General features: G+C 73.8%; 20 protein-coding genes. 9 read left to right on the forward strand and 11 right to left on the reverse strand.

Annotated elements, in window-relative coordinates; translation table 11 throughout:
• Positions 1–71: 71 nt before the first annotated feature.
• Positions 72–920 (reverse strand): DUF6777 domain-containing protein, encoded by an 849-nt coding sequence (locus HG542_RS07885; protein ID WP_171079375.1) that lies wholly within the window; start codon positions 918–920, stop codon positions 72–74.
• A 383-nt stretch (positions 921–1,303) separates the two neighbouring features.
• Here HG542_RS07885 and HG542_RS07890 point away from each other — a divergent pair, with 383 nt between their 5' ends.
• The 3 genes from HG542_RS07890 to HG542_RS07900 all read left to right on the forward strand — a co-directional run bounded on the left by HG542_RS07890 (position 1,304) and on the right by HG542_RS07900 (position 5,151).
• Positions 1,304–2,578 (forward strand): streptophobe family protein, encoded by a 1,275-nt coding sequence (locus HG542_RS07890; protein WP_171079376.1) that lies wholly within the window; start codon positions 1,304–1,306, stop codon positions 2,576–2,578.
• Between the two features lie 47 nt (positions 2,579–2,625).
• Positions 2,626–3,063, forward strand: a complete 438-nt coding sequence (locus HG542_RS07895; RefSeq protein ID WP_171079377.1) for a gamma-glutamylcyclotransferase family protein — start codon at positions 2,626–2,628, stop codon at positions 3,061–3,063.
• 276 nt (positions 3,064–3,339) lie between these two features.
• On the forward strand, positions 3,340–5,151 hold the full coding sequence (locus HG542_RS07900) for a M4 family metallopeptidase (protein WP_171079378.1): 1,812 nt from the start codon (positions 3,340–3,342) through the stop codon (positions 5,149–5,151).
• 92 nt (positions 5,152–5,243) lie between these two features.
• Here HG542_RS07900 and HG542_RS07905 read toward each other — a convergent pair whose 3' ends face one another.
• Positions 5,244–6,854: a carboxylesterase/lipase family protein gene (locus tag HG542_RS07905; protein ID WP_171079379.1), complete on the reverse strand. Its 1,611-nt coding sequence runs from the start codon at positions 6,852–6,854 to the stop codon at positions 5,244–5,246.
• Between the two features lie 554 nt (positions 6,855–7,408).
• Here HG542_RS07905 and HG542_RS07910 point away from each other — a divergent pair.
• Positions 7,409–8,266, forward strand: a complete 858-nt coding sequence (locus HG542_RS07910; protein ID WP_171079380.1) for a helix-turn-helix transcriptional regulator — start codon at positions 7,409–7,411, stop codon at positions 8,264–8,266.
• A 62-nt stretch (positions 8,267–8,328) separates the two neighbouring features.
• Positions 8,329–9,249, forward strand: coding sequence for a phytoene/squalene synthase family protein (locus tag HG542_RS07915; protein WP_171079381.1), 921 nt, complete (start codon positions 8,329–8,331; stop codon positions 9,247–9,249).
• 12 nt (positions 9,250–9,261) lie between these two features.
• Here the strand turns inward: HG542_RS07915 and HG542_RS07920 are convergent, their stop codons facing one another.
• The 7 genes from HG542_RS07920 to HG542_RS07950 all read right to left on the reverse strand — a co-directional run bounded on the left by HG542_RS07920 (position 9,262) and on the right by HG542_RS07950 (position 19,617).
• A complete protein-coding gene (locus HG542_RS07920; RefSeq protein ID WP_171079382.1) occupies positions 9,262–10,323 on the reverse strand; it encodes a hypothetical protein in 1,062 nt (353 codons plus the stop codon).
• Positions 10,324–10,372: 49 nt separating this feature from the next.
• Positions 10,373–11,158, reverse strand: a complete 786-nt coding sequence (locus HG542_RS07925; RefSeq protein ID WP_171079383.1) for a thioesterase II family protein — start codon at positions 11,156–11,158, stop codon at positions 10,373–10,375.
• A gap of 89 nt (positions 11,159–11,247) precedes the next feature.
• Positions 11,248–11,934: a DUF4142 domain-containing protein gene (locus HG542_RS07930; RefSeq protein WP_171079384.1), complete on the reverse strand. Its 687-nt coding sequence runs from the start codon at positions 11,932–11,934 to the stop codon at positions 11,248–11,250.
• Positions 11,935–12,117: 183 nt separating this feature from the next.
• A complete protein-coding gene (gene nirD / locus HG542_RS07935; protein ID WP_171079385.1) occupies positions 12,118–13,788 on the reverse strand; it encodes a nitrite reductase small subunit NirD in 1,671 nt (556 codons plus the stop codon).
• Positions 13,785–16,322: a nitrite reductase large subunit NirB gene (nirB, locus tag HG542_RS07940; RefSeq protein ID WP_171079386.1), complete on the reverse strand. Its 2,538-nt coding sequence runs from the start codon at positions 16,320–16,322 to the stop codon at positions 13,785–13,787. Before nirB ends, nirD begins: the two co-directional genes overlap by 4 nt.
• On the reverse strand, positions 16,319–17,503 hold the full coding sequence (locus HG542_RS07945; protein WP_171079387.1) for an NAD(P)/FAD-dependent oxidoreductase: 1,185 nt from the start codon (positions 17,501–17,503) through the stop codon (positions 16,319–16,321). The genes nirB and HG542_RS07945 overlap by 4 nt, the downstream gene beginning before the upstream one ends.
• The gene (locus HG542_RS07950; RefSeq protein WP_171079388.1) at positions 17,500–19,617 is read right to left on the reverse strand and encodes a molybdopterin oxidoreductase family protein; all 2,118 of its coding nucleotides are present in this window, start codon (positions 19,615–19,617) and stop codon (positions 17,500–17,502) included. Before HG542_RS07950 ends, HG542_RS07945 begins: the two co-directional genes overlap by 4 nt.
• Before the next feature lie 191 nt (positions 19,618–19,808).
• On the opposite strand from HG542_RS07950, the gene HG542_RS07955 reads away from it, so the two are divergent.
• Together HG542_RS07955 and HG542_RS07960 are read left to right on the forward strand one after the other, a co-directional pair.
• Positions 19,809–20,936: a uroporphyrinogen-III synthase gene (locus HG542_RS07955; protein WP_171079389.1), complete on the forward strand. Its 1,128-nt coding sequence runs from the start codon at positions 19,809–19,811 to the stop codon at positions 20,934–20,936.
• A complete protein-coding gene (locus HG542_RS07960; RefSeq protein WP_171079390.1) occupies positions 20,933–21,715 on the forward strand; it encodes a sirohydrochlorin chelatase in 783 nt (260 codons plus the stop codon). Before HG542_RS07955 ends, HG542_RS07960 begins: the two co-directional genes overlap by 4 nt.
• Here the strand turns inward: HG542_RS07960 and HG542_RS07965 are convergent.
• Positions 21,610–22,389 (reverse strand): ATP nucleotide 3'-pyrophosphokinase, encoded by a 780-nt coding sequence (locus HG542_RS07965; RefSeq protein ID WP_171079391.1) that lies wholly within the window; start codon positions 22,387–22,389, stop codon positions 21,610–21,612. The two genes, HG542_RS07960 and HG542_RS07965, sit on opposite strands and share 106 nt — an antisense overlap.
• A gap of 130 nt (positions 22,390–22,519) precedes the next feature.
• On the opposite strand from HG542_RS07965, the gene HG542_RS07970 reads away from it, so the two are divergent.
• The gene (locus HG542_RS07970) at positions 22,520–24,094 is read left to right on the forward strand and encodes an MFS transporter (RefSeq protein WP_171079392.1); all 1,575 of its coding nucleotides are present in this window, start codon (positions 22,520–22,522) and stop codon (positions 24,092–24,094) included.
• A gap of 32 nt (positions 24,095–24,126) precedes the next feature.
• On the opposite strand, the gene HG542_RS07975 is transcribed toward HG542_RS07970, so the two are convergent.
• The gene (locus HG542_RS07975; RefSeq protein ID WP_171079393.1) at positions 24,127–24,507 is read right to left on the reverse strand and encodes an RNA-binding S4 domain-containing protein; all 381 of its coding nucleotides are present in this window, start codon (positions 24,505–24,507) and stop codon (positions 24,127–24,129) included.
• An 83-nt stretch (positions 24,508–24,590) separates the two neighbouring features.
• Between HG542_RS07975 and HG542_RS07980 the strand changes: the two genes are divergently transcribed.
• The gene (locus HG542_RS07980; protein WP_171079394.1) at positions 24,591–25,208 is read left to right on the forward strand and encodes a DUF6875 domain-containing protein; all 618 of its coding nucleotides are present in this window, start codon (positions 24,591–24,593) and stop codon (positions 25,206–25,208) included.
• The last annotated feature ends 66 nt before the right edge of the window (positions 25,209–25,274 follow it).

The raw sequence follows: 25,274 nt of genomic DNA on the forward strand, positions 1-25,274 counted from the left end.
GCGGGCCGGGCGGGCGGCGGCTGCGGAGGCCTGCCGGGAGGCGGGGGGCGGTGTGTGCATCGGGCCGCGGCTCAGTGCGACCGGCTTGCGGAGTGACGGGCCGCCGGGCCCGGGGGCAGGCCGCCCTTGGGCTGCGTCGCCCGGCTGTCGTTGTCGCCGCTGCTGCCCACCGGGCGCTCGAACCACTCGCCGTTCGCGGGGTCGTGGACGACGATCGCCTCCAGGACCGATTCGGCCGGCGTGACGACGACGACCTTCGCCGGGTCGTACGAGTCCCACGTGTCGCCCCGGGCCCGGGGCGTGCCCTGGACGGCGACGGGCGGTCCCAGCGGGTTGCCGCAGGCGCAGCGCACCCGGGGGGTGCCCCGGTCGTCGACGAGGACGGCGGTGCCGGTCTGCAGGACGGACTGGAAGCTGGTGACGGAGCCGTCCTTGTAGCCGTGGTCGGTCACCCGGGTGTCGGCGCGCAGATGGACGGGGGTGAGGCCGCGCAGATAGGCGGGGAGGACGTCCGGGTCGATGCCGGCCGCGGCGGCGAAGGCGCGGCCCTTGCCCTGGTTCCCGGTGAAGTAGTCGATCTGCTGTTCGACATCGCAGCCGGCGGCCTTGCGGGTGCCCGCATAGAGGCCGGGCGTGGCGCCCGGCAGGCTGCGGGAGTCGCCTGCCACGGCGGCGGCGCCGGCGTCGTCCATGACGGAGGAGTACCCTCCGGCGCTGCGGGCCGTCGAACGGGTGAAGGGGTCCTTGCCGTCGGCCGAGGCGGCCTGGAGGAAGACCTCTCCCGAGCCGCCGCCCTGGCGGAGGAACCAGACGGCGAGGGCGGCGGCCAGCAGCAGCGCGCCCATGACGATGGCGGTCCTGGACCGCCACCACGGCGCGCGGCCGGCGAGGCGGGTTGCTGACGGCGGTTCGGACGACACGGCCGTGTCTCATCTCCTGTGCTGAAGCCGGTTCATTCTGCTTTGTACCGCATTCATGATTGATGCGGCTTTTTGTGGGGCTCGCAAGCCGGGGCGCCCCGTAAGGGGGCGCACTCCCGGTCAGGGGGCGCCCGGTCAGCGCCCCGTCAGGGGCGCGGGGAACTGCGCGACCAGCCCCCACCGGCCCGCAGCCGACGCACCACCCAGGAGGTCCGGGGCGCAGCCCTGGGGGCACCCCCAGCGGTAGCTGGGGGAACCTCGGCTGCGGGCGCGTCGTGCTTGCTCGCGCAGTTCCCCGCGCCCCTGACGGGGCGCCTGCTCGCGCCCACGCGGCGGAGCCGCTTAGGTTGGCCGCAGCCGTACCGGAGAAGGACGGAGACTCCATGAGCCGGCCATTGCGCGCCTGGGGCGAGGCCCTCGCGGCCGTGGTCGCCGGAACAGCGGCGATGGCGGCCGTAGCGGCCGCAGGCCTCTGGGCCGCAGGCGCCGACGGCCTGCCCGGCGACGCCTTCCCCTCGGTGGTCGCCGCCACGATGGTTGCGGCGGTCGGCGGCTCGGTGGAACTGACCGGCGGCGCGGGCTTCTTCGGGCACACCGCCGCGGAGCTCACAGTCGTACCGCTGTCGGTGACGCTGGCCTGGGCCCTGGCCATGGGCACGGTCTTCCTGCACCCGCTGCGGCACCGGGCGGTGACGGGCGGGACGGAACTGCTGGGCCGGGTCGCCCGGACGGCCGTGCTGTGGCTGCTGGTCCTGCTGCTGCTCACGCGCGCCGCCCGGCACACCTTCACCCTGCGCATCGGCGGGGACATCCTCAACGACATCGGCGAGGCGCTGGGCGTGACCCCGGCCGTGGGTTTCCGGGCGGACCCCGGCCCCACCCTCGGCTTCGGGCTGCTGTGGCTGCTGGCCGTGCTCGCCGCGGCCCTCGCGGTGTCCCGGCGGGCCCCGCTGCCCCCGCGGCTGCTGCCCCTCCAGGACGCGGTCCGGCCCGCCGCCTTCGCGATGCTCGCCGTGCTGCTGGCCTACGTCGTACTGGGCGTCGTCGTCGGCGTGGTCACCCTCTTCACGCACGGCCACCCCGCGCAGACCTGTGCGGTCCTGCTGCTCGGCCTGCCGAACCTGGCCTGGATGGCGTTCGGCGTCGGGCTCGGCGGCTCCTGGACGGGCCATGTGCCCGCCGGCATCGGGCTGCCGATGCCCTCCGCCCTCGCAGCGGTCCTGCGCGAGCCGCACCGGGGCGAGGCCACGGTGAACGCCGCCACGCTGGCCGAACACGACGGCCGGGCCTGGGTGCTGGTCGCCCTCGCCGTGCTCGCCCTGCTCGCGGCCGGCTTCCTGGCCGCGGTGCGCGCGCCCGCGCGGACGCGGACCTGGCAGCACGCGGTGCACCTGGCGGTGGCCCTGGCCGTGACCCTGCTCGCGACAGGACTGCTGACGAACGTCTCGGCCCGCTACGGGCTGTCCCTGCTGGGTCTCGGCGACCTGGGCGGCTTCGGCAGCGGCGAAGTGCGGCTGCACGCACGCCTGCTGCACCTGGTGGGGCTGGGAGTGTTGTGGGGGCTCGCGGCGGGCGTGCTCGGGAGCCTGCTCGCGGTACGAGTGCGCAGGCGGGGGGAAGTCGAGGAAGAGGTGGAGGGGGAGGGCGCCGGTCCCTGACACCGGACGGAGGGATTCCGGTGCCGCGTACGCGAAGGGAATCCGACGTGACCCCGCAGGACCACCGGCAGTTGCCCGTCTTCGTCTACGGCACGCTGCGCCCCGGCCAGTGCAACCACGACCTCTTCCTGCGCGGCCGCACCACCGCCGTCCGGCCCGCGCGGCTGCACGGCGCGGTGCTGTACGAGGGGCCGGGCTATCCGTACGCGGTGGCCGATCCCGCGGGCGACGTGCTCGGCGAGATCATCACGCTCGCGCCCGCCGATTATCGCCATGTGCTCGCCGCGCTCGACGTGTTGGAGAACCACATGCCGGGCGATCCCGCCAGTCTCTACGACCGGGTCGAGCGCGAGGTGCGGCTCACCGGCTCCGGCGAGGCCGTCCGCGCCTGGGTCTACCTGGCGGCGGACCGGGTCGCCCGGCGGCTGCGCGCCTCGGGAACGACCGTGCCGGGCGGCAGTTGGCCGGGGCCGCGTCTCACATAGTGATCACTTCCCGAACGGCGGCAACCCTCCGGCAGGTTGACCCGTCTTGAGGTGCAACGGAACGGGAAGTTGCCCACTCGTTACGGGCCGTTGGTCCTTTGTTAACAGTTGATCAACTGTCCGGACAGGTCACCCTTCCCCTCTTTTCATGCGCATGCCAAAGCGGCATTGTCCTCGGCGGGACCACAGGTCCCCGTGGTGCCGATGTGACGGCACCACGTGCATTGCGCGCGTCCGGGCCTGCCCGGACCGCCCAGGACAAAGGGCGCAGACCCCATGCGTACAACCCCCACACACAGACGAATAGTCACCGTCGCCGTCGCAGTCGTCGCGGCGGCGACCATGGCGGGCACGGCCACGGCCGCCCCCTCGCCCGCCTCCGCGGCCAAGGTGACCTCGGCCTCGGCCCGGCCCACCGGCAGCGCGGAGACCCAGCTCGTGAAGGCGGCCCGCGCCGCGGCCTTCGCCCACGCCGGAGCCACCGGTGTGAGCAAGGCCGACACGCTGACCGTCAAGGACGCCCTCGTCGACCCCGAGGGCAAGCGCCACGTCCGCTTCGAGCGCAGCCACAAGGGCGTTCCCGTGATCGGCGGCGACATCGTCGTCCACCTCGACGCCCAGCAGAAGTACGTCGGCGCGAGCCGCGCCGTCCACCACGACGTGACCGTCCCCACGGTCAAGCCCAAGCTGGCCGCCCACGAGGCCGCCGCCAAGGCCGCCGCCTCCGCCGAGGGCACCGCGGGCTCCGCCCAGCTGGTCATCGACGCCCGCGAGGGCAAGAGCGTGCTGGCCTACCAGGTCACCGTCACCGGCAGCCGCAACGCCGAGGCCGGCAGCGCCCATTCGGTGGTCGTCGACGCCGCCTCGGGCAAGGTGCTCAGCAACACCCCGCTCACCGACGGCTTCATCTCCCCGCAGCTCCAGGCCAAGCTCCGCGACCTGGGCCTGCAGGCCGCCCCGCGCACCGGCGCGAGGACCCCGGCGAAGAAGCCCGCCAAGCCCACGACCGGCAGCTTCCCCGCCCCGGCGACCGGCAGCGGCACCTCGTTCTACGTCGGCACCGTGCCCCTGCTCACCACGCAGACCGGCCAGAACTCCTTCGTCCTCAAGGACTCCTCCCGCGGCAACACCGAGACCCGCGACGCGGGTTCGCAGGAGCTGGGGGCCTTCGCCAACGGCAAGGAGCTGACGACCACCGACAACAAGTGGGGCAACGGCACCACGTCGGACGTCAACACCGCCGCGGTGGACGCCCAGTACGGCATCACCAGCACGTTCGACTACTACAAGAACGTCTTCGGCCGCAACGGCATCAAGAACGACGGCGCCGGCCCGCACGCGCTCGTCCACTTCGGCAGCAACGTCGGCAACGCCTTCTGGTCGCCCGACTGCTCCTGCATGCTCTACGGCGACGGGGACGGAGAAACGTTCAAGCAGCCGCTGGTGGCCCTGGACGTCACCGGTCACGAGCTCACCCACGGCGTGGTCGAGGCCACCGCCAACTTCCAGCCCACGCGCACCGACGCGCGGGGCAACCAGTTCGGCGAGGCGGGCTCCCTCAACGAGTCGTTCGCGGACATCTTCGGCACCGCCGTGGAGTTCAAGACGAACAACCCGCAGAACCCGCCGAACTACCTCATCGGCGAGAAGCTCGGCCTGGAGCAGACCTTCCTGCGCCGCCTCGACCACCCCTCGCTCGACAAGCTCGAGGGCACCGTCGACTACTGGGACAGCGGCTCCTACGACCGTGAGGTGCACGCGGGTTCGGGCGTCTCGTCGCACGCCTTCTACCTGCTCGCCGAGGGCAGCGGCCAGAAGACCGTCGGAGGCGTGGCGTACGACTCCCCGACCTACGACGGCTCGACCGTGACCGGCATCGGCCGCGACAAGGCCGAGCAGATCTTCTACCGGGCGCTCACCCGTTACCTGGTCTCCAGCTCCGACTTCCACGACGCGCGCACGGCCACGCTGCAGGCGGCCGCGGACATCTACGGTCAGGGCAGCACCGAGTACCAGACCGTCGACAAGGCGTGGGCCGCGGTCAATGTGACCGCGGACAATGCGCCGCAGGGCAACGTGCAGCGCTGACGCTCCGCTGGAAGCGTGGTCCGTCGGCTGCAGGCCGTCTGTGGCTGATCGCGCAGTTCCCCGCGCCCCTTACGGGGCGCGGGGTTTCTGTTCTACGAGTCCCAGGACGGGAACGCGTATCCGTCCCACAACGCACGTTCGTTGTCCCTCGGCGCACTGCGTACCACGGGGTTCAGGTCCCAGAACCTGGTTGCGCGGTCCGTGCCCCAGTACGCGCGCCAACCCGGATTGCCCGTGCGGGCGAAGGAAGCCCAGGCGTCCATCATCGCCTGCGACAGCCGGGTGAGTTCCGGCCGCTGCGCCGCCAGGGTCTCCTTGCCGCGCGGCACCCAGCCGAGGTCGAGCGTGCCGAAGACGAACGGCAGCTCCAACTGGTGCATGGCGCCGAGGTTCTGTGCGTCCGGTACTCCCTTCGCGTACGGCACATGCCAGTCGAACTGGTAGACGTACGAGGGCCGCCAGCGGGACTGGGCCTGGGCCAGCCGGACCGAAGGGATCCGCCAGATCTGGTCCGTGAGCATGGCGTTCACGACCCGGCCCTCGGCCAGTCCCGGGCGGTCGGCGGCGTAGACGTCGTACATCTGCTGCTTGCGCGCCGCGAGCGGGGCGGGGAACACCGCATACGCGCTGAGCGGCAGTTCGAGGATGCCCGGCTGGAACAGGGCCCAGAAGTCCGTCTCGTTGCTGTTGCTGCCGGTCATCACGTCGACGTTCCGGGCGCTGCCCGCCGCGACCCGGTCGAGCACCTGGCCGGGCACCAGCGAACCGTCCACGTACGGCCCGAAGAAGACCGCGCCGGCCAGTCCGGGCGCCGCTGCCCGCGCCGTGCGCTGGAGTTCCAGGATCTGCCGGGTGTCCAGCGCGGCGAGGTCGCCGACCCGGTGGATGCCGCCCGCGGTGAAGACGCGCTGGGCCGCGGACTCGGCCGAGTGCCGGGTGTGCACGAGGTAGCCGGGCCCGCTCTCGGTGACCGCCCGGCGGAACAGCCGCTCCGGGTGCTCGCCCGCCAGCAGCGCATTGATGGACACCGAGCCCGCCGACTGCCCGAAGACCGTGACATTGCGCGGGTCCCCGCCGAAGGCGGCGGCCTGTTCGCGCACCCAGCCGAGGGCGGCGGCCTCGTCGCGCAGCCCGTTGTTGCCGGAGCCGGCGTACGAGCGGTCCAGGGAGCCGAGTTCGGTCCAGCCGAGGATGCCGAGCCGGTAGTCGGCCGAGACCACGACCGCGTCGCCGCGTGCGGCGAGGGCGGCTCCGTCGGTCATCGCGTCGCTCGCGCTGTTGATGACGTTCTCGCCGCCGTGGAGGAACACCATGACGGGCCTGTGCGCCCCGCGCGTCCGCGGGGCCCAGATGTTCACGTGGAGACAGTCCTCGTCGCCCTGCCCGTTCCCGTCGGCCAGATCCTGCGGGCACGGCGGCTTCGCGACGTCGGCGTTCAGCGTCCCCCGCCGGGCCGCGGGCGGCTCGGGCGGGCGGAAGCGCCGGGGCCCGGTGGGTGCGGCGGCGTACGGCACGCCGAGATATGCGCAGGTGCCGGCGCGGACCGTGCCCTGCACCGGGCCCTGCGACGTGGCGGCCCGGCAGTTCTCCGCATCGCCCGCCTGTACGGACGCACCGCCCGGCAGGCAGGTCACGGCGCCCAGCGCGAGGGCGGCGAGGGCCACGGCGGCGCGCCCGCGCAGCCGGCTGTCCCGAGGGAACACGACGTCACTCCTTCGTCGTCGGCGGCACCGGCGCGAGGGTACCGGGCCCGCCCTCCAGCTTCGCGGCACCGACGGCTCCGGGGCCATCCCCCGTCCGAGGGGCGGGAGCCGTATCCTCCGGCGCGGGGCCGTGCCATGCCACGCCCCGAATGGACGGAACCTCTGACTCCGCTTATCCGGCGTCCAGTTCGCGTCCGGAATTCAATGGCGCCGCAGTTGAACTGACCGTTCAACTGTCACAATTCGTCGATCACGGCGGCGCCTTCACCCAGGACGGCCCCGGCCTTCCGGAAGGGGCGGCGGGCGTGGTGCCCGCTCTTCTCGCCGCCACCACCGGCAACGCCCCCACCTGGGACCGGGCGTTGCTCCTGGCCCGGCAGGAGGGATGCCCCCGGGCCCTTCCGCACCCCTGTAGCGGAAGGACCCGGGCTGACGTTCTTGATCCTCCGACAGGGAAGCTGTCGCGTACAGTGACCGATTATGCTGGTATCGACACCACTACTATCCGGACCACCACCCATACCCGCCGCCGGCCCTCGAGAGACGGGGGTTTGATGGCTGACCTTGAACGACGCCGCGCCCTGGCGGAGTTCCTCCGGTCCCGCCGGGCCCGGATCACCCCCGAGGACGTCGGCATTCCGGGCGGCTCCCGCCGCCGCACGCCCGGCCTGCGCCGGGAGGAAGTGGCCCAGCTCTCGGGGGTGAGCGTCACCTGGTACACCTGGCTGGAACAGGCCCGCGACATCACCGTGAGCCGCCAGGTACTGGAGAGCCTGTCCCGCGCCCTCCAGCTGAACAGGGACGAGCGCCGCCATCTGTACGCACTGGCCGACGAGCCCCTGCTGGAATACCCCTGTCCGGCAGACGCTCCCACGCCCGCGCTGCAGAAGCTGGTGGACGCCCTCGACCCGCACCCGGCCTACCTCAGCGACGCCAACTGGGACCTGGTGGCCTGGAACCGCTCCATGGCCGGCCTCATCGGCGACCCGGGCCGCCTGCCGGCCGCCGAACGCAACCTCATCCGGCTGACGTTCAGCGATCCCGGCATGCGCACGCTGATGGCCGACTGGGCGGGCCAGGCCCAGTCGCTGCTGGCCCAGTTCCGCGCGGACTCCCGGCAGCGCATCGGCGATCCGTACCTGGACCGCATCACGGGCGAACTGCGCGAGTCGAGCCCGGAGTTCCGCGACTGGTGGGACAAGCACGACATCGCGGAGTTCCACTCGACCCAGCGCGAATTCCTCCACCCCGAGCTCGGCAGCCTCACGTTCGACTACGTGATGCTGGAGGCCCTGGAATCCCCGGGCATGAAGCTCTTCACCTCCATGCCGTCGGACACCGCGACGACGGCCAAACTGCCCGCCCTGCAGGAGTACGGCACGAGGCACTCCCTCGCCGCACCCCTCGCCTAGCCCCGCCCGGCGGCGGGCACCGGCGGGTGTCCGCCGCCGGGCACGACGAAGAAGAACGACAGATGACTTCGTGGGACACGATGCTGGATGCCGCAGGCATCCACGACCCGCAGCTGCGCGCCGACTTCACACGCGGGCGCGTCCTGGTGGCCGGCTACCGCCGCCAGGCCTATCTGGCCGTCCGGCTGCTGCTGCCCCCTGCCCTGGTGCCGCACGTCGTCGCCGCGACGGCCTTCATGCACCACACCGACCGGCTCCTCGACGAAGCCCGCCCCCTCGCGGAGCGCATGGCCGGGCACGCGGAGTGGGAGAAGCAGGTGCGCGAGGGCCTGGCCACAGGTTCCGCCGGTCACCCGATACTCCGCCCGCTGCTGCACACCGCCGCCCAATACCCCGTGCTGCGCGGCCACATCGAGGACTTCCTCGCCGCGGCCCCGGCCGACCTGTCCTTCAAGGGCTTCGCAACCGAGGAGGACTACGCGCACTACGTCGACTCCTACTCGTTGCCGGCCTTCATGCTCATCGCCTCCCTCCTCGCCCCCGACGACCGCACCGACGCCTTCCGGGAGGCCTGCCGTTCCTACATCGACGGCAGCCAGCGGCTGGACTTCGTCAACGATCTGGCCGAGGACCTGCGGGACGAGCGCCTGGGCCTCTCCGAGGAGACCCTGCGGGAGCACGGTGTGGCCCGTACGGACCTGGAGGACGGGCGGGACACCCCGGGGGTGCGGGCGCTGCTGGCCCGCCATCTGGGGTCGGCGCGCGAGGACTTGGCGGCCGCGCGCCGCATGGCCGGCTTCGTGGCGCCGGTGCACCGGCCGTTCGTCCATGCGGCGGTGCGGATCGAGTTGCTCACCGCCGACGCCGTGGCGGCGAAAGGGGCGGGGATTCTCCGCGGTCCGGCCCACCCCTCGGTGCCCGCGGCCCTGGCGGTACTCGTCGGCGAGTACCGCCGGACACGACGGGTGCGCCACGCGGCGTAGGCGGCTCCGCCCCTACTTCCCCGCGCCGATCGCGAACGGCAGTTCCCGGGAGGAGAAGGACTGGTCGCCGTTCGACACGGCGATGCCCGACTCCGCGGTGGCCACGTCCGCCGGAGCCGTGCGGGACACCGCGACCCGCAGCCGGTAGTCGGCCGTCGCGCCCGGTGCGACGGAGCGGGACGACGGGCGCAGCGGCGTGCTCATGCCGGGGTCGCAGCCGTTGGCGACCAGCGGGACCCGTTCCCAGCCGTGGCCGGCGCGGTACTGCTGGAGGATCAGGTCGGCCGGGCGCAGGGCGTGGCTCCTGCCGGCCCCGTACGCGAAGTACGAGACGGCGATGGCCGGATACGTCCGGCCGGTGGTGTTCTTGACGGTCAGGGTGAACGGGCGTGCCGCCCCGCCCCGCGTCAGCGTGACGCCCTTGGCCGGCCAGCCGGTGACCGTCGTCGTCGGCCGGGTCGCGGCGGACGTGCGGGCCGGGGCCCGGTAGGTGTGGCCGCGGCCGTCGTCAACGGTCGCGGTGACGGTGAGCGTGCCGGGGCGGTCGAGGTCCTGCAGCCGCAGGGCCACCGTCTGCGGGTGGCGGGCGTCCGCGGACGTCGTCACGGGGAAGGTGAAGACGCCGTGAGTCGGCGCACTGCCGCCGCCGGGGCCCGTCTTGAGGTCCGTCCAGGTCCGGGTCGCGGGCACGTAGCGCTGCACGACCAGGGAGTCGGTGCTGAAGCCGCGGCTGTCGACGTCCAGCCGCACCGTCCCCTTGCGGACCGGCGTGCGCAGGGTGACGGCGGAGGAGGACCAGAGCCCGATGGGCAGTTCGGGGGCCAGGCTGTAGGAGATCTGCTGTGCCGCGTTCCCGACGGCCTTGAGGTCGGGGGCCGGTGCCGCCTCGGGCACGGCCGCCGCCCGCCCGGCGAGGGCCCCGCAGGCGGTCCGGACCGCCGCCCGCCCGCCGGCCGCCTGGCCGGCTCCCGCCGCGCTCATGACGAGCGCCAGTCCCGCGGCCAGGACCACGGCCGGTCTCGCGGCGGACCGCAGTGCCGACGACGACCGTTGTTGCGCGAATTTGTGCGTCATCCCGTGCTCCCCGCATGCGAGTTGTCCGTACGACTGTGCACCTTCGGCCTCAGAGAGTGCCTTCCACAGGGGATGGTTCCCCACCAGGAACAGAATTCCCTCGGATGTCGGTGACGATCCGGTGGATCAGGGCGGACGGATCGGGCTGCAGGTAGAAATGGCCGCCCTCCAGGACGTGCGCGCCCACGAACCGGCTGCTGTGCGCCGCCCAGGTCTCCATCAGGTGCGGGAGGGCGCCCTTGTCGGCGTCGCCCGAGAACACCGACAGCGGAACGGGCAGCGGTACGGCCGCCCGCGGCTGCCAGGTCTCGGCGAGCTGCAGGTCGGCGCGGAGGATGGGTTCGAGGTAGGCCCAGAGCCCGGGCTCCTCCAGGACCTCGCGCGGTGTGCCGCCCATTTCCAGGACGGCGGTGCGCAGTTCGGCGTCGGGCAGGTCGAAGCGGCGTCCGTCGCGGCGCGGGTGGTGCTCGGGCGCCCTGACGGCGGAGAGGCCCAGCCAGCACGGCAGCGGCAGGCCGTGGTCGCGCAGGGCGAGGGTCAGTTCGTAGGCGGCGATGGCGCCCATGCTGTGGCCGAAGACCGCATAGGGCCGGTCCGTCCAGGGCCGGACGTCCTCCAGGAAGACGCCGGCCAGTTCGTCCGCCGTGCGGGCCGGGGCGCCGCGGCGGGTGCCGCGGCCGGGCGCCTCCAGCAGGCACAGTTCCCACTCGGGCGGCAGGTGGCCGGCCCAGGCGCGGTACGGGACGTGGGAGCCGCCCGCGTGGTGCAGGACGAAGAGGCGAAGGCGGGGGTCCGGGACGGGACGGGGGCGGATGACGGCGTCGGTCGTGCTCACTGATCAACTCTGCACGAGCCGTTCGAAGGGCGTCAAGGCACGCGGTGACGGGCGACCCGCGCCCCGACGGGGCGCGGGACCTGTCGGCGTTACTTCGGGTCGGCCGGTGCGAGTTCCTTCACCCGGATCTTCTTCGCCGGGTCCTTCTGCATGGCGTCCCTCTTCACAGGGTCCTTCTTCGCCGGATTCTTCCTGCCGGTCGTCTTCTTGCCGTACCCCTTCTTGGCCGGGTCCTTCTTGGGAGCATCCCGCTTCGAGGGGTCCACCTTCTTCATGCACTTGTGGATCACATCGAGGTGCCGGGCGACGACCGGCCGCGCGTCGCGGGCCGCGTCGCGCGAGGCCGCGTCCTGGCCGTGGGAGATCTCGTCGTCGAGCAGCGTCATCGCCTGCATGTGCCCGGCTTCCTCGGCCGTCAGCCAGAGCTTGTCGTACGTCTTGGTACGGGCGTTCGCCCTGAGCGTCTTGAGGACCACCTGCTGGTCGGCCGGGATGTCCGAGGACAGGGACACGTCCTGCCGGTGGGCGATGTCACGGATGATCCTGTCGATCTTCTCGTGGTTCATCACCATCATCCTGCCGGCGTCCCGCGTGCACCGGTACACGGCGTGCTTCACGGCATCCTTGCTCGCCTGGATCTGGGCGATGTTGGCCTGGTGGAAGGTTCTCAGGAAGGCTTCGTCGCGGGGGCACTCCGTGGCCAGTGCCGTGCCCGCGGACGCCCCGGCCAGGACGATGGCCGCAATCGCCGTGGTCACCCGGTGTGGCATGCGCATGTTTCGCTGCTCCCTCTGCTCGACGGGGCGTCCCGGTCGACGCCCCACGCAGAGCAGATGCCTGCCCGGCCGCGCCCGGCGTCCGCGCGCCGCACGCCTCCAGTCGCCCCAATGGAGCAGGCAGGAGGGGGGAATCGCGAGGGCGGCGGCCGGGCGGCCGTGCCGGATGCCCGGCCGCCGCCCTCAGACGCCGGCCGTCCGCCGGGCCGGCCGCAGGTAGCCCGCCCAGGTGACCGCGAGGCAGAGCAGGTAGAGGGCGAGGAACGCCGCGTAGGCCGGCTCGCCCGAGCCGCTGTCGAGGAAGGCCTGGCGGAACGCGATGTTGACGAGCACTCCGCCGAGGGCGCCGACCGCGCCGGCGATGCCCATCAGGGCGCTCGCGTGCCGGTGGGACCGCTCCTCGGCGGCCCGCATGTCCGTCCCGGCGGCGGCCCCGCGGCGCAGCTCGGCGCGGAAGATGCCGGGGATCATCTTGTACGTCGAGCCGTTGCCGGCGCCGCTGAGGACGAAGAGCAGCACGAAGCCCGCCAGGAACAGCGGCAGGGAGTGGCGCTGCGAGGCGACCAGGACGAGCAGGGTGCCGGCGGCCATGGCGGCGAAGGTCCAGAACGTGACCCGGGCCCCTCCCCACCGGTCCGCCAGCCAGCCGCCCACGGGCCGCGCGAGCGAGCCCAGGAGCGGTCCGAGGAAGGTGAGCGCGGCGGCCCGTACCGGGGTCGGGAAGGAGTCGGGGAACTGCACCAGCAGCACCTGCCCGAAGGCGAAGCCGAAGCCGATGAAGGAGCCGAAGGTGCCGATGTAGAGGAGGGAGACCAGCCAGGTGTGCGGGTTGCGGCTCACCTCGCGCAGCGGGCGCCCGGCGGGCCGCACATGGGCCAGGTCGTCCATGCGCAGGAACGCAGCCGTGGCCGCGGCCACGACCAGCGGGATGTAGAGGAGCGGGAGGATCCGGGGGTGTGCGGCGCCCGCGGTCGCCAGGACGGCGAGTCCGAGCAGCTGGACGGCGGGGACGCCGAGGTTGCCGCCGCCCGCGTTGATGCCCAGGACGCGGCCCTTGAGGCGCTGCGGGTAGAAGGAGTTGATGTTGGCCATGGAGGAGGCGAAGTTCCCTCCGCCGACCCCGGCGACGGCCGCGACGGCGAGGAGCGTGCCGTAGGAGACGCCGGGGTGCAGGACCCAGGCGGTCAGCGCGGTCGGGACGAGCAGGGCGAGCGCGCTGACGACGGTCCAGGTGCGGCCGCCGAAGACGGCCACCGCGACGGTGTAGGGCAGCCGCAGCACCGAGCCCGCCAGGGTCGGCACCGCGGTGAGGAGGAACTTGCCGGCCGGGTCGATGCCGTACTCGGGCCCGAGGAAGAGGACGAGCACCGACCACAGGCTCCAGACGGAGAAGCCGATGTGCTCGCACAGCACCGAGTGAACGAGGTTGCGCCGCGCGACACGGGCGCCGGTGGTCTCCCAGAACACCGGGTCCTCCGGCCGCCATTCGGTGATGCGGTGCGGCCGCGCGGCGGGGGCCTCGGTGATGCGTACGGGCCAGACGGGCAGCGCGGCCGGGGTGTCCTCCTCGTCGAGACAAGCGCCCGAACGCAGGTCGAAGGCCTGCTTGTACATGGGCGAGGCGACCACCGGCACTCCGGCCCGGCTGCCGAGGATGCCCCGGGAGATCACGTGGGCCCCGCTGAACGGGTCCTGGTTGCCGACCGCGTAGAGCTCGCCCGCGCGGTCGCGGAAGAGCGCCACCTGGTGGCCGTCGACGAGCACGGTCACCCCGCGCCCGGGCTGCAGTTCGTCGTAGCCGCACACGGGCCGCCAGCCGCCGCCCGCGTCGATCTCGACCGTCCGTGTGCTCATCGCGCCGCCACCTCCGCCGCCGTGGCGGGGCGGATCTGCCCGCGCTCGGGCATGAAGCGCACCGTGGGGTCCGGGATTCCGGGCGCGTTGGCGAACGACACGAAGCGGCGCAGCCGTTCGGGGTCGTCGAGGGTGGCCCGCCATTCGTCCTCGTAGGTCGCGATGTGCCGGGCCATGAGGTCGTCGAGTTCGGCGCAGATGCCGAGTGCGTCGTCCATGACGACGGCCCGCAGGTGGTCGAGTCCGCCCTCCAGCCGTTCCAGCCAGGGGGCGGTGCGTTCCAGGCGGTCGGCGGTACGGATGTAGAACATCAGGAACCGGTCGATGGTGCGCAGCAGGGTGGCGTGGTCCAGGTCGGCGGCGAGCAGGTCGGCGTGGCGCGGGGTGGTGCCGCCGTTGCCGCCGACGTAGAGGTTCCAGCCCTGGGCGGTGGCGATCACGCCGAAGTCCTTGCTCTGCGCCTCCGCGCATTCGCGGGCGCAGCCGGAGACCGCGGCCTTGAGCTTGTGCGGGGCGCGCAGGCCGCGGTAGCGCAGCTCCAGTTCGATGGCCAGGCCGACCGAGTCCTGCACGCCGTAGCGGCACCAGGTCCGCCCGACGCAGGACTTGACGGTGCGCAGGGCCTTTCCGTAGGCGTGGCCGGATTCGAAGCCGGCGTCCACGAGGCGGCGCCAGATGTGCGGGAGCTGGTCGACGGTGGCGCCGAAGAGGTCGATCCGCTGCCCGCCGGTGATCTTGGTGTAGAGGCCGAAGTCGCGGGCGATCTCGCCGATCGTGATGAGTCCGGCGGCGGTGATCTCGCCGCCGGGGACGCGGGGCACCACCGAATAGGAGCCGTTGCGCTGGAGGTTGGCGAGGAAGTGGTCGTTGGTGTCCTGGAGTGCGGCCTGTTCGCCGTCCAGGACGTGGCCGTTGCCGAGGGCGGCGAGGATGGAGGCGACGGCGGGCTTGCAGATGTCGCAGCCCTCGCCGCGGCCGTGTTCGTCGATCAGGCGCGAGAACGAGGTGATGCCCTTGACCCGGATGATCTCGTACAGTTCGGCCCGCGTGCGGTCGAAGTGCTCGCACAGCCCGCGCGGCCGGGACGCCTGCGGGCCGAGGGCCTCGCCGACGATGCACTCCAGCGCCTTGGTGCAGGAGCCGCAGCCGGTACCGGCCTTGGTGAGCCGCTTCACCGAGGGCACGTCCGTGCAGCCCTTGTCCGTGACGGCCGAACACAGGGCGCCCTTGGTGACGTTGTGGCAGGAGCAGACGACCGCCTCGTCCGGCAGGGACGCCGGCCCCGCCGCGGCCGGTCCGGCGGAGGCGGGCAGCACGAGCTGTTCGGGCGGGGTGGTGAGCGGGTTGCCGGCCGCGGCGAGCGGGCGCAGCAGGTCGTAGGAGTCGGCGTCGCCGACGAGGACGCCGCCGACGAGCCGGCCCTCGGGGTCGATGCACAGCTTCTTGTAGACGCCCTCGCGGCTGTTGGAGTAGAGCACTTCGAGGACGCCGTCGCCGGTGCCGTGCGGGTCGCCGAAGGCGGCGACCTCGACGCCGAGGAGCTTGAGCCGGGTGGCGGTGTCGGCACCGGTGAAGCTGCCGCGGCCGCCGGTGAGTTCGGCCGCCGCGGCCTCGGCCATGGCGTAGCCGGGGGCGACGAGCCCGTACACGCGTCCGTCGGCGGCCAGGGCGCATTCGCCGATGGCGAGGATGTGCGGGTCGGCGGTGCGGCAGGCGGCGTCCACGACGATGCCGCCGCGTTCGCCGACGGGCAGTCCGCAGTCGCGGGCCAGCCGGTCGCGGGGGCGTACGCCTGCGGCGAAGACGACGAGGTGGGCGTCGAGGGAAGTGCCGTCGGACAGCACCATCCGCCCGGCGGAGCCGTCGGCCGCGGCTTCGACGGCCTTCGCCGCGGTGCCGGTGCGGACGCCCACGCCCATGCTCTCGATCTCGCGGCGCAGTGCGGCGCCACCGCCCTCGTCGACCTGGACGGCCATCAACCTGGGGGCGAATTCGACGACATGGGTGGTCAGGCCCATGGCCAGCATGGCACCGGCCGCCTCCAGGCCGAGCAGTCCGCCGCCGACGACGACGCCCGTGGTGACCCCGGGCTGTCCGGCCCGGGCGCGGATGGCCTCCAGGTCCTCCAGGGTGCGGTAGACGAAGCAGCCGGGGAGGTCGTGTCCGGGGACGGGCGGTACGAAGGGGGCGGAGCCGGTGGCCAGGACGAGGGTGTCGTAGGCGACGGTCCGCCCCGAGCGGGTGGTGACGGTGCGGCGGTCGCGGTCGATCGCGGTGGCGGGGTCGCCGAGGTGCAGGTCGATGCCGTGCGCGGCGGCGAAGCCGTCGGGCCACAGGGAGAGTTCCTCGGCCGTGGTGCCGGAGAACCACGAGGTGAGGTGCACGCGGTCGTAGGCGGGCCGGGGCTCCTCGGCGAGCACGGTGACGCGCTGTGCGAGCGGGCCGCGGTCGGCGAGCGCCTGGAGGAAGCGCTGGCCGACCATGCCGTGGCCGACGAGCACGAGGCGGGGACGGGGGTCGTTCGGGTCCCTCATGCGGGGGCTCCTTCGGCGGAGAAGGCGGGCGGGGGGTGTCCGGTGAGCAGGTGGACGGGGTCGGGGAGCAGGGGCTGCCCGTGTCCGACGGCTTCGGCGATCTCGCCCACGGCGGCGAGGTCGCCGATGAGGGCCGCCCCGACGAGGCGGGCGTCGCGCAGGATGAGGCTCTTGTGGATGCCGCGGGTGGCGTCGGAGAGGCGGAGGGTGTCGGTGTCCGGTCCGGGGGACGCGGAGGCGCCGAAGGCGGCGATCTCCAGTGCCCCGGCCGTGAGCCGGAGCCGGTCGGGGGATCCGTGGTAGCGGGGGCGGGCGCCGGACAGCCGGGCGGCGAGGATGTCGGCCTGTTCCCAGGCGGGTTCGGCGCGGCCGTGCACGGTGCCGCGATGCTCGGCGCAGTCGCCGATCGCGTACACCCCGGGGGCGGAGGCGGCCAGGGTGTCGTCGACGACGATGCCGGTGCGGACGGCGAGTCCGGCGGCGCGGGCCAGGCGGGTGCGGGGCCGGACTCCGCAGGCGAGCAGGAGCGGGCCGTCGTCCGGCACGCCCGTGGTGTCCGCGCCGGTGCGGACGTCGACGCCCGCGGCTTCGAGGGTCCGGCGCACGATGGTGGCGGCCTGCGCGTCCAGGTGCCGTTCCAGCAGGTGCGGTTCGCGGTGGACGAGCCGTACCGCGCACCCGAGAGTGGCGAGGGCCTGGGCGGCGGCGATGCCGAGGACTCCCCCGCCGATCACGGTGGCCCGTCCTGCGGCCTGCGCGTCCCGGACGATGCCGGCGCAGTCGGCCAGGGTGCGCAGTACGTGGGCGCCCGGCCGGAGTTCGCGGCCGCCGGGGGCGAACAGGCCGGGCACGGGCGGCAGTACGGGTGCGGCCCCGGTGGCGAGGACGAGGGTGTCGTAGGCGGCCGTCTCGCCGGTGGCGGTGCGCAGCGTGCGGGCGGCCGGGTCGAGCGCGACGACTTCGGTGCCCGTGCGGACGGTTGCCCCGCCGGCGGGCAGCGTCAGCGTGTCCGGCGCGTACCGGCCGGTGAGCACCCCGGCGAGCAGGGCACGGTTGTAGGGGGCGTGCGGTTCCTGCCCGTAGAGGGTGATGTCCAATGCCTCGGTGTGCAGGCGCAGTTGCTGGGCGAGGCGGGCGGCGGCCATCCCGGCGCCGACGACGGCGATGCGGGCGGTGGTCACGAGGCCTTCTCCACGCGCACCGCGCACACCTTGAACTCGGGCATCCGCGACACCGGGTCGAGCGCCGGGTTGGTCAGGGTGTTAGCACGCCCCTCGCCGGGCCAGTGGAAGGGCATGAAGACGGTGTCGGCCCGGATCGCGGCCGTCAGCCGGGCCGGCGCCGTGACCCGGCCGCGCCGGCTGACGACGGTGAGCCCGTCGCCGTCGGTGACGCCGAGGCGGGCCGCGAGGCGGGGGTGCAGTTCGACGAACGGGCCGGGCGCGGCCTCGGCGAGGGCCGGGGTGCGGCGGGTCTGGGCGCCGCTCTGGTACTGGGCGAGCACCCGGCCCGTGGTGAGCCGGAGCGGATAGTCGGCGTCGGGCTCCTCGGCGGCGGGCCGGTGCGAGACGTCGGCGAAGCGGGCCCGGCCGTCGGGGGTGGCGAAGCGGTCGAGGAACAGGCGCCGGGTGCCCGGGTGTTCGGGCTCCCCGGGGCCGCTCGCGGGGCACGGCCAGAAGACGCCGTCCTCGGCGGCGATCCGTTCGTAGGTGATGCCGGAGTAGTCGGCCTGGCCCCCGGCGGAGGCCGCCCGGAGCTCCTCGAAGACCTCCTGCGGCTCGGCGGGGAAGCCCTCGGGCACGCCGAGCCGTTCGGCCAGTCCGTGCAGGATCTCCAGGTCGGTGCGGACTCCCGGGGGCGGGGCCAGGGCGGCCCGGCGCAGGATCACCCGGCCCTCCAGGTTCGTCATCGTCCCGTCCTCCTCGGCCCATTGGGCGGAGGGCAGGACGACGTCGGCGAGCTCGGCGGTCTCGGAGAGCACCACATCACAGACGACCAGGCAGTCCAGGGCGCGCAGACGCTCGGTGACGTGCTGCGCGTGCGGTGCGGAGACGACGGGGTTGGAGCCCATGAGCAGCAGTGCACTGGCCCCGTCCGGGGTGCCGAGGGTGTCCAGGAGTTCGTAGGCGCTGCGTCCGGGGCCGGGCAGCTCGTCCGGGTCCACGCCCCACACCGCGGCGACGTGGGCGCGGGCCGCGGGGTCGGTGATCGAACGGTAGCCGGGCAACTGGTCGGCCTTCTGCCCGTGTTCGCGGCCGCCCTGCCCGTTGCCCTGCCCGGTCAGGCAGCCGTATCCGGCGGCGGGGCGCCCGGCGCGTCCGGTGGCCAGGCAGAGGTTGATCCATGCGCCGACGGTGTCGACGCCTTTGCTGTGCTGTTCGCCGCCGCGGGCGGTCAGCACCATGCCGGTGCGGTCCGGTGTGCCGCAGAACAGCCCGACGGCGCGGCGCATCAGGGCCACGGGCACGCCGGTGAGGTGTTCGACGCGCTCGGGCCAGTGCGCCATGGCCGCGGCGCGTGCCGCCTCGTACCCGGTGGTGCGGGCGGCCACGAACTCCTCGTCGACGAGCCCTTCGGCGACGACGAGGTGCAACAGGCCGAGGGCAAGGGCGAGATCGGTGCCGGGGGCGGGCTGCAGGTGCAGGTCGGCGAGGGCGGCGGTGCGGGTGCGGCGAGGGTCGACGACGATCAGCTTTCCGCCCGCCTCCTGCAGTTCGCGCAGGTAGCGCACCGCGGGCGGCATGGTGTCGGCCAGGTTGCTGCCGACGAGAACGACGCATCCCGCACGCGGGATGTCCTCCAGTGGGAACGGCAGCCCCCGGTCGAGCCCGAACGCGGCGCGTTGCGCGGCGGCCGCGGAGGACATGCAGAACCGGCCGTTGTAGTCGATGGCGGCGGTGCGCAGGGCGACGCGCGCGAACTTGCCGAGCAGATAGGCCTTTTCGTTGGTGAGCCCGCCGCCGCCGAACACACCCACCGCGTCGGAGCCGTACCGGCGCGCGGCGGCGGCGAGCCCGTCGGCCGCGCGGTCGAGGGCCTCCGGCCAGGAGGCTTCGCGCAGTTGCCCGGTGTGCGCGTCGCGGACCAGCGGCGCGGTGAGGCGGGCGTGGGCGGCCAGGATCGCGGGGGCGCTGCGGCCCTTGCCGCACAGCGCGCCCCGGTTGACGGGGAAGTCCGGGCGCTCCTCGACCTCCACGGGAGCGGGCTCCCCCGAGGTCGGCCGCAGGCGCATGCCGCACTGGAGGGAGCAGTACGGGCAGTGCGTGTCGGTCGCCCCCGACGGCGGAGTGGTCATGCCGAGAAGCGTCACGGGTCCGTGTTCCGGCGACAAGACCGCGGCGTTACCTCGTTCGTACAGTTCACGCACCTGCACCGGGGGCCGGTGTGCGCAGCGCGACACATGCCCGTAGGAAAACGTCCGTCGAACTAACGGTCGCGTGACACTGCCGCAACGACGGGTTAACGCCGTTACGCGACCCTCGCCCCATGACCGCCGGCACGACCCCGGAACCTCTGACGGGCTTCACCGTGGGCGTCACGGCGGACCGCCGCCGCGACGAACTCACGGCACTCCTGCAACGCCGCGGCGCCTCCGTCGTCACCGCACCCGCCCTGCGCATCGTGCCGCTCGCCGACGACCGGCTGCTGTACCGGGCCACCGAGGCCTGCCTGGCGGGCGGCGGCCCGGACTTCGTCGTCGCCACGACGGGCGTGGGCTGGCGCGGCTGGATGAGCGCCGCCGAGGACTGGGGACTGGGCACGGCCCTGGCCTCGGCCTGCCGGAAGGCCGTGGTCATCAGCCGGGGCCCGAAGGCGGCGGGTGCGCTGCGGGCGTGCGGCCTGCGCGAGAGCCACGCCCCCGACTCGGAGGCGCTGGACGACGTCCTGACCTGGCTGCTGCAGCACGACCTGCAGGGGAAGCGCGTCGTCGTGCAGGAACACGGCGCCCCGCTGGAGGAGTTCTCCGCCGCACTGCGCGCCCGGGGCGCCTCGGTCGTCGCGGCGCCCGTGTACCGGTGGGGCCCGCCCGAGGATCCCGAGGCCCTGCGCCGCCTCGCCGAACAGACCGCCCGCCGGGAGATCCACGCCCTGCCCTTCACCAGCGCCCCCGCCATCGAGGCCTTCCTGGCCGCGTCCGAACGCGCCGACGTCCTGGACGCGTTGCGCGGCGACGTGCTGCCGGTGTGCATCGGCTCCATCTGCGCCCGCCCGCTGCTGGCGGCGGGCGTGCCGTGCGTGTGGCCGGAGCGGGGCCGGCTCGGTGCACTGGTGCGGACGCTCGTGCGCGAGCTGACCGGGCGCTTCCGGCGCGAACTGGCCACCCCTGACGGGAACTTGGTGCTGCAGGGCAGCGCGGTGCTCGCGGGCGGTACGGCCCTGCAACTGCCCCCGCTGCCCGCCGCGGTGCTGCGCGCCCTGGCCGAACGGCCCGGCGCCGTGCTCAGCCGCGCGGACCTGCTGCGCCGCGTGTGGACGGGCCCGCAGGCGCGCCCCTTGCCGGACGAGCACGCGGTCGAGGCGGCGGTGGCGCGGCTGCGCACGGCACTCGGGCCGCACGGCGACCTGGTCCGTACCGTGACGAAGCGCGGCTACCGGCTGGCGGTCGCGCCATGATGCCGCTGCTGGCCGTGGTGCACGGCACCCGGGACCCGCAGGGAACGGCCACGACCGCCGAACTGCTGCGGCAGGTCGCCCGGTTGCGCCCGGAGGTGCCGGTCCGCATGGCGTCCGTGGACACCGTGCGGGAGGCCCTCACGGACCTCGGCGGCGACGTGGTGCTGGTGCCGCTGCTGCTCGGCGCGGGCTACCACGTCCGCACGGACATCCCGCGGGCCGTCGCGGCGGCCCCGCGGGCCCGGGTCCGGGTGGGCCCGCCGCTGGGCCCGCACCCCCTGCTGGCGGTCGCCCTGGAGGACCGCCTGGCGGAGGCGGGGGCGTCGTGCGGGGACGCCTCCGCCGTCGTCCTCGCCGCGGCGGGCTCGACGGACCCCGCGGCGAACGCGGCCGCACGGGCCACCGCCCGGCTGCTCTCGGCCCGCCTGGGCCGCCCGGTCATGGCGGCCTTCCTGCACGGAGGAGCCACCGCCGCCCCCTCCCCTGCCGCTGCGGTGGCCTCCCTCCGGAAGGCGGGCCACGCCGATGTCGCCGTGGCCCGCTACCTCCTCGCCCCGGGCTGGTTCGCCCGCCGCGCGGAGGACGCCGGGGGCTGTGCGACATCGGCGCCCCTTGGGGCGCACGAGGCCGTCGCGCAGCTGGTGTGGGAGCGGTACGACGCGCAGGTGCGGGCTCAGCCCGCCGCGGGCAGCGTCCGCGCGAGCCGCTCCGGAGCCGTCAGCTCCGCCGCCCCCGCGGGCACCGGCACGGCCGCGAAGATCGCGTCCTGTTGGGCCTGAAGTTCCTTCGCGCGCTCGGGCGTCGTGCTCGGCAGACGCTGCTCCTCGTAGAGCTTGTGGGTCGCCTCCTGGGCCCACTTGCTCTGCGGGGTGTGGAACTGGACCTCGAAGACGTGGCCTTCGAGGGGGTCGCGCCAGGCCGAGTTCACGGCCTTGTATCCCTGCTTGCGTCCCCAGGTGTTGGACCACTTGACGCTGTCGTTGCCCCAGGCCGCCAGCACGCTCGACGCGAGGGCGACACCGTGCACGTACCGGCCGTCCGGCCACTGCAGGGTGTAGCGGACCGAGTCGTTGATGCGGGCGAGGGCCTGGTCGGCGGTCTCGCCGGGGGTCTCCTTCAGGGAGGTGGCGACCTTGCGCTTGAGGGAGTCGGGCGACTTCAGGCGGTGGTCGAAGCCGACCACGGTGGCGTCGCTGATGCGGGCCGCGGCCCGGACCATGGGGCTGATGCTGCGCTCGGCGCGCTGTGCGTGGTCGAGGAAGTCGTCGACCTTCCGGTTGTCCTCCGCGTTCAGGGACAGGCCGTCGCCCTGCCAGCCGCCACCGCCCTCCGCCGGGCGCAGGGACACGGACTTGGCCGGCTTCTCGACGGGGGCCGCCGCGGCGCCGGTGACCGGGCCGAGGCCCAGGGCGGCGGTGAGGAGGGCGGCTGTGGTGATGCGGTTGATCTGCATCCGCCAGATCCAACCGGAACCCCTCGTTACGGCGGGCCCGTACGCGCCCCGCAAACGTTCTTTGACTTGAACGCAGCGCTACGGGGCGCAATACCGTCTGTCCGGAGAGACACTGTTCCGAGGAGACGGCATGGGCATACGCCACAGGACCCCGCAGTCGCTGCTCCCCTCCCTGCTGGTCGAGGAGCGGGCCCGGCCCGCACGGATACGCAAGCGTCCCGGGGCCTGGCGGCTGGCCGTGGCCACGGTGTGCTTCGGCGCGTTCATGGGGCAGCTGGACGCGAGCATCGTGACGCTGACGTACGGCGCCCTGCGGAGCGAGTTCCGCATCTCGCTGGCCGCCGTGGAGTGGGTCTCGCTCGCCTATCTGCTGACGCTGGTGGCGCTGCTGGTGCCGGTCGGCAGACTCGCGGACGCGCACGGCCGCAAGCTGTTCTACCTGTACGGCTTCGCCGTGTTCACCGTGGCCTCGGGCGCCTGCGGGCTGGCCGGTTCGCTCACGGCGCTCGTCGGCTTCCGGGTGGCGCAGGCCGCGGGGGCGGCCATGATGCAGGCCAACAGCGTGGCCCTGGTGACCACCAGCGCACCGCGCGAGAAGCTGCGCAGCGCACTGGGCGTGCAGGCCGCGGCACAGGCGCTCGGCCTGGCGCTCGGTCCGACGGTGGGCGGTGCGCTGGTGAGCGCGTTCGGATGGCGGTGGGTCTTCGCCGTGAACGTGCCGGTCGGGATCGTCTCGCTGGTCGCGGGCCACTATCTGCTGCCGCGCACGCGCAGCCGCACCCCGGCGGCCGGATTCGACTGGCCCGGCCTGGCGCTGCTGGCCGTCACGACCACGTGTCTGCTGCTGGGCGTCTCGGCCGCCTCGGGCCTGCCGTTCCCCGCCTGGGCCGTGGCCGCACTGTTCGCGGCGGCCGCGGTGACCGGCCGGGGCTTCGCGGTTCGCCAACTGCGGGCCGCAAGGCCCCTGGTGGACCCCGCGCTGCTGCGGCGACGGGAGATCGCGACGGGGCTGGCCGGGGCGCTGTGCAGCTATCTGGTGCTCTTCGGCCCGCTGGTGCTCGTTCCCGTCGTGCTGACCGCCCGCGGTGCCTCCGAGCTCACCGCGGGGCTGGTGCTCACGGCCCTGCCGGCCGGCTTCGCGCTCGGCGCCACCTGCGCGGACCGCGTCCTGCCGGCCACGACGGCGGACCGGGGGCGGTGCCTGGTGGGCGGGGTGATCTGCGCGGGGACGCTGGCCACGATGACGGCCCTGCCGCCCACGGCCGCGGTGCTGGCCCCGCTGCTGGTCGTGCTGGGGGTGGGGCTGGGGACGTTCACCCCCGCGAACAACGCGATCGTCATGGCGGCGATACCGGCCCGCTCGTCCGGAACCGGTGGCGGGCTGGTCAACATGGCGAGGGGGCTGGGGACGGCCCTGGGCATTGCGCTGGTCACCCTTGCGCTGCATCTGGGTGGCAGCGAGGCCCCGGGCAACGACGGCCCACGGTGGGCCGTCGTCGCGTTGCTGCTGGTGTCGCTGCTCGCCCTCGCGGCCGCTTGGGCGGGCGCGCGGCCTGATCAGCGCCCCGTAAGGGGCGCGGGGAACTGCGCGACCAGCCCCCATCGGCCTGCAGCCGACGCACTACCCCAGGGGTCCGGGGCGAAGCCCCGAGCACTTCGCCTGCGGGCGCGTCGTGGCCGGTCGCGCAGTTCCCCGCGCCCCTGACGGGGCGCGCCGGGCCTCGCTCCACCACCTCGTCAGCGCTCGCCGCGCAGCTGCTCCAGCTCGCGGCGGTCGCGCTTCGTCGGGCGGCCCGTGCCCCGGTCCCGCTGCCCCGGTGCCGCGGCGAACTCGCGCGGGGGCGGGGGCGGGCTGTTGTCCACGTAGCACTCGGCGGCGACGGGGGCGCCGACCCGCTTCCGAACGATCTTCGCAATGACGGCGACGCGCTCGCGCCCCTCGTGCCGCAGCCGCACCTCGTCGCCCACGCGCACCGGCTGGGCCGGCTTGGCGCGTTCGCCGTTGATCCGGACATGGCCCGCGCGGCAGGCCGTGGCGGCCAGGGAGCGCGTCTTGACGAGACGCACGGACCAGATCCAGACGTCCGCCCGCACCGTCCCCTCGTCTGCTGTACTCATGCCCGCACTGTAGGCCATTGCGGACACCTGTTCCCGCTGCAGCACGGCTGGTCAGCGGCGGCGCGTGCCCCTACCGTCGGACCATGTCCCTGCCGCCCGCGCCACCCCCTGCCGGGGAGCTGCACCGGCCGGACCCGGTCGTACTGGGCGGCATCGCCGACGGCACGGAACTGGGTGCGGCCTTCCACCCGTACCTGCGCGACTGCATGGGCCTGGTCTGCCCGTTCGCGTCCCAGGCGCTGCTGGCCGGTGCGGTGCACTACGCGGAGCTGCGGGTGACCGGCCGCACGGCGCTGCGGGCCGTGGCGCGGGCGCTGGCCGGATATCTCGCCTGGTTCGACGGGGCCATGCGCCGGGAGCGGGACGAACAGCCCGGGCTGGTCGTGGCGTTCCCGGGGCCGGCGGGGCCGGTGCTGCCGCTCATCGCCGCGGCGCACGAGGTGGTGCGGCCGGCGGTGTACGCGCGGGGTTGCACATCCTCGCTGCTGCACTCGGCCGAGGCGCCCTGCGCCGTGCCCGCACCGTTCTGCGTGCTGCGCCGGATCGTTCCGGCGGATCTGCTGCTGTCGATGCGGGTGTCACGCATGTTCCCCGTGTACTACCGGCTGTACGCGGCGGAAGCCCGGCGCACCCGGCTGCTGACGGCGGAGATCTCCGAGCGGTGGAACCGGGCGTGCCGGGAGCACGGCCTGGCGCCCTGACAACAGGCCGCGGGCGCTTGTGTGTTGACTTCTCGGCCGCCCCATGCCACTCATGACGTGTTCACA

Origin of the sequence: Streptomyces morookaense (assembly GCF_013030945.1) — a bacterium.
GTDB classification, from domain to species: domain Bacteria; phylum Actinomycetota; class Actinomycetes; order Streptomycetales; family Streptomycetaceae; genus Streptomyces; species Streptomyces morookaensis.

Coding starts and splice junctions, on each gene's coding strand:
- nirD (WP_171079385.1), bottom strand. CDS start 13,788: ATGAGCACACGGACGGTCGAGATCGACGCGGGCGGCGGCTGGCGGCCC.
- HG542_RS07955 (WP_171079389.1), top strand. CDS start 19,809: ATGACCGCCGGCACGACCCCGGAACCTCTGACGGGCTTCACCGTGGGC.
- HG542_RS07965 (WP_171079391.1), bottom strand. CDS start 22,389: ATGCAGATCAACCGCATCACCACAGCCGCCCTCCTCACCGCCGCCCTG.
- HG542_RS07970 (WP_171079392.1), top strand. CDS start 22,520: ATGGGCATACGCCACAGGACCCCGCAGTCGCTGCTCCCCTCCCTGCTG.
- HG542_RS07915 (WP_171079381.1), top strand. CDS start 8,329: ATGACTTCGTGGGACACGATGCTGGATGCCGCAGGCATCCACGACCCG.
- HG542_RS07910 (WP_171079380.1), top strand. CDS start 7,409: ATGGCTGACCTTGAACGACGCCGCGCCCTGGCGGAGTTCCTCCGGTCC.
- HG542_RS07900 (WP_171079378.1), top strand. CDS start 3,340: ATGCGTACAACCCCCACACACAGACGAATAGTCACCGTCGCCGTCGCA.
- HG542_RS07890 (WP_171079376.1), top strand. CDS start 1,304: ATGAGCCGGCCATTGCGCGCCTGGGGCGAGGCCCTCGCGGCCGTGGTC.
- HG542_RS07930 (WP_171079384.1), bottom strand. CDS start 11,934: ATGCGCATGCCACACCGGGTGACCACGGCGATTGCGGCCATCGTCCTG.
- nirB (WP_171079386.1), bottom strand. CDS start 16,322: ATGAGGGACCCGAACGACCCCCGTCCCCGCCTCGTGCTCGTCGGCCAC.
- HG542_RS07980 (WP_171079394.1), top strand. CDS start 24,591: ATGTCCCTGCCGCCCGCGCCACCCCCTGCCGGGGAGCTGCACCGGCCG.
- HG542_RS07920 (WP_171079382.1), bottom strand. CDS start 10,323: ATGACGCACAAATTCGCGCAACAACGGTCGTCGTCGGCACTGCGGTCC.
- HG542_RS07960 (WP_171079390.1), top strand. CDS start 20,933: ATGATGCCGCTGCTGGCCGTGGTGCACGGCACCCGGGACCCGCAGGGA.
- HG542_RS07975 (WP_171079393.1), bottom strand. CDS start 24,507: ATGAGTACAGCAGACGAGGGGACGGTGCGGGCGGACGTCTGGATCTGG.
- HG542_RS07950 (WP_171079388.1), bottom strand. CDS start 19,617: ATGACCACTCCGCCGTCGGGGGCGACCGACACGCACTGCCCGTACTGC.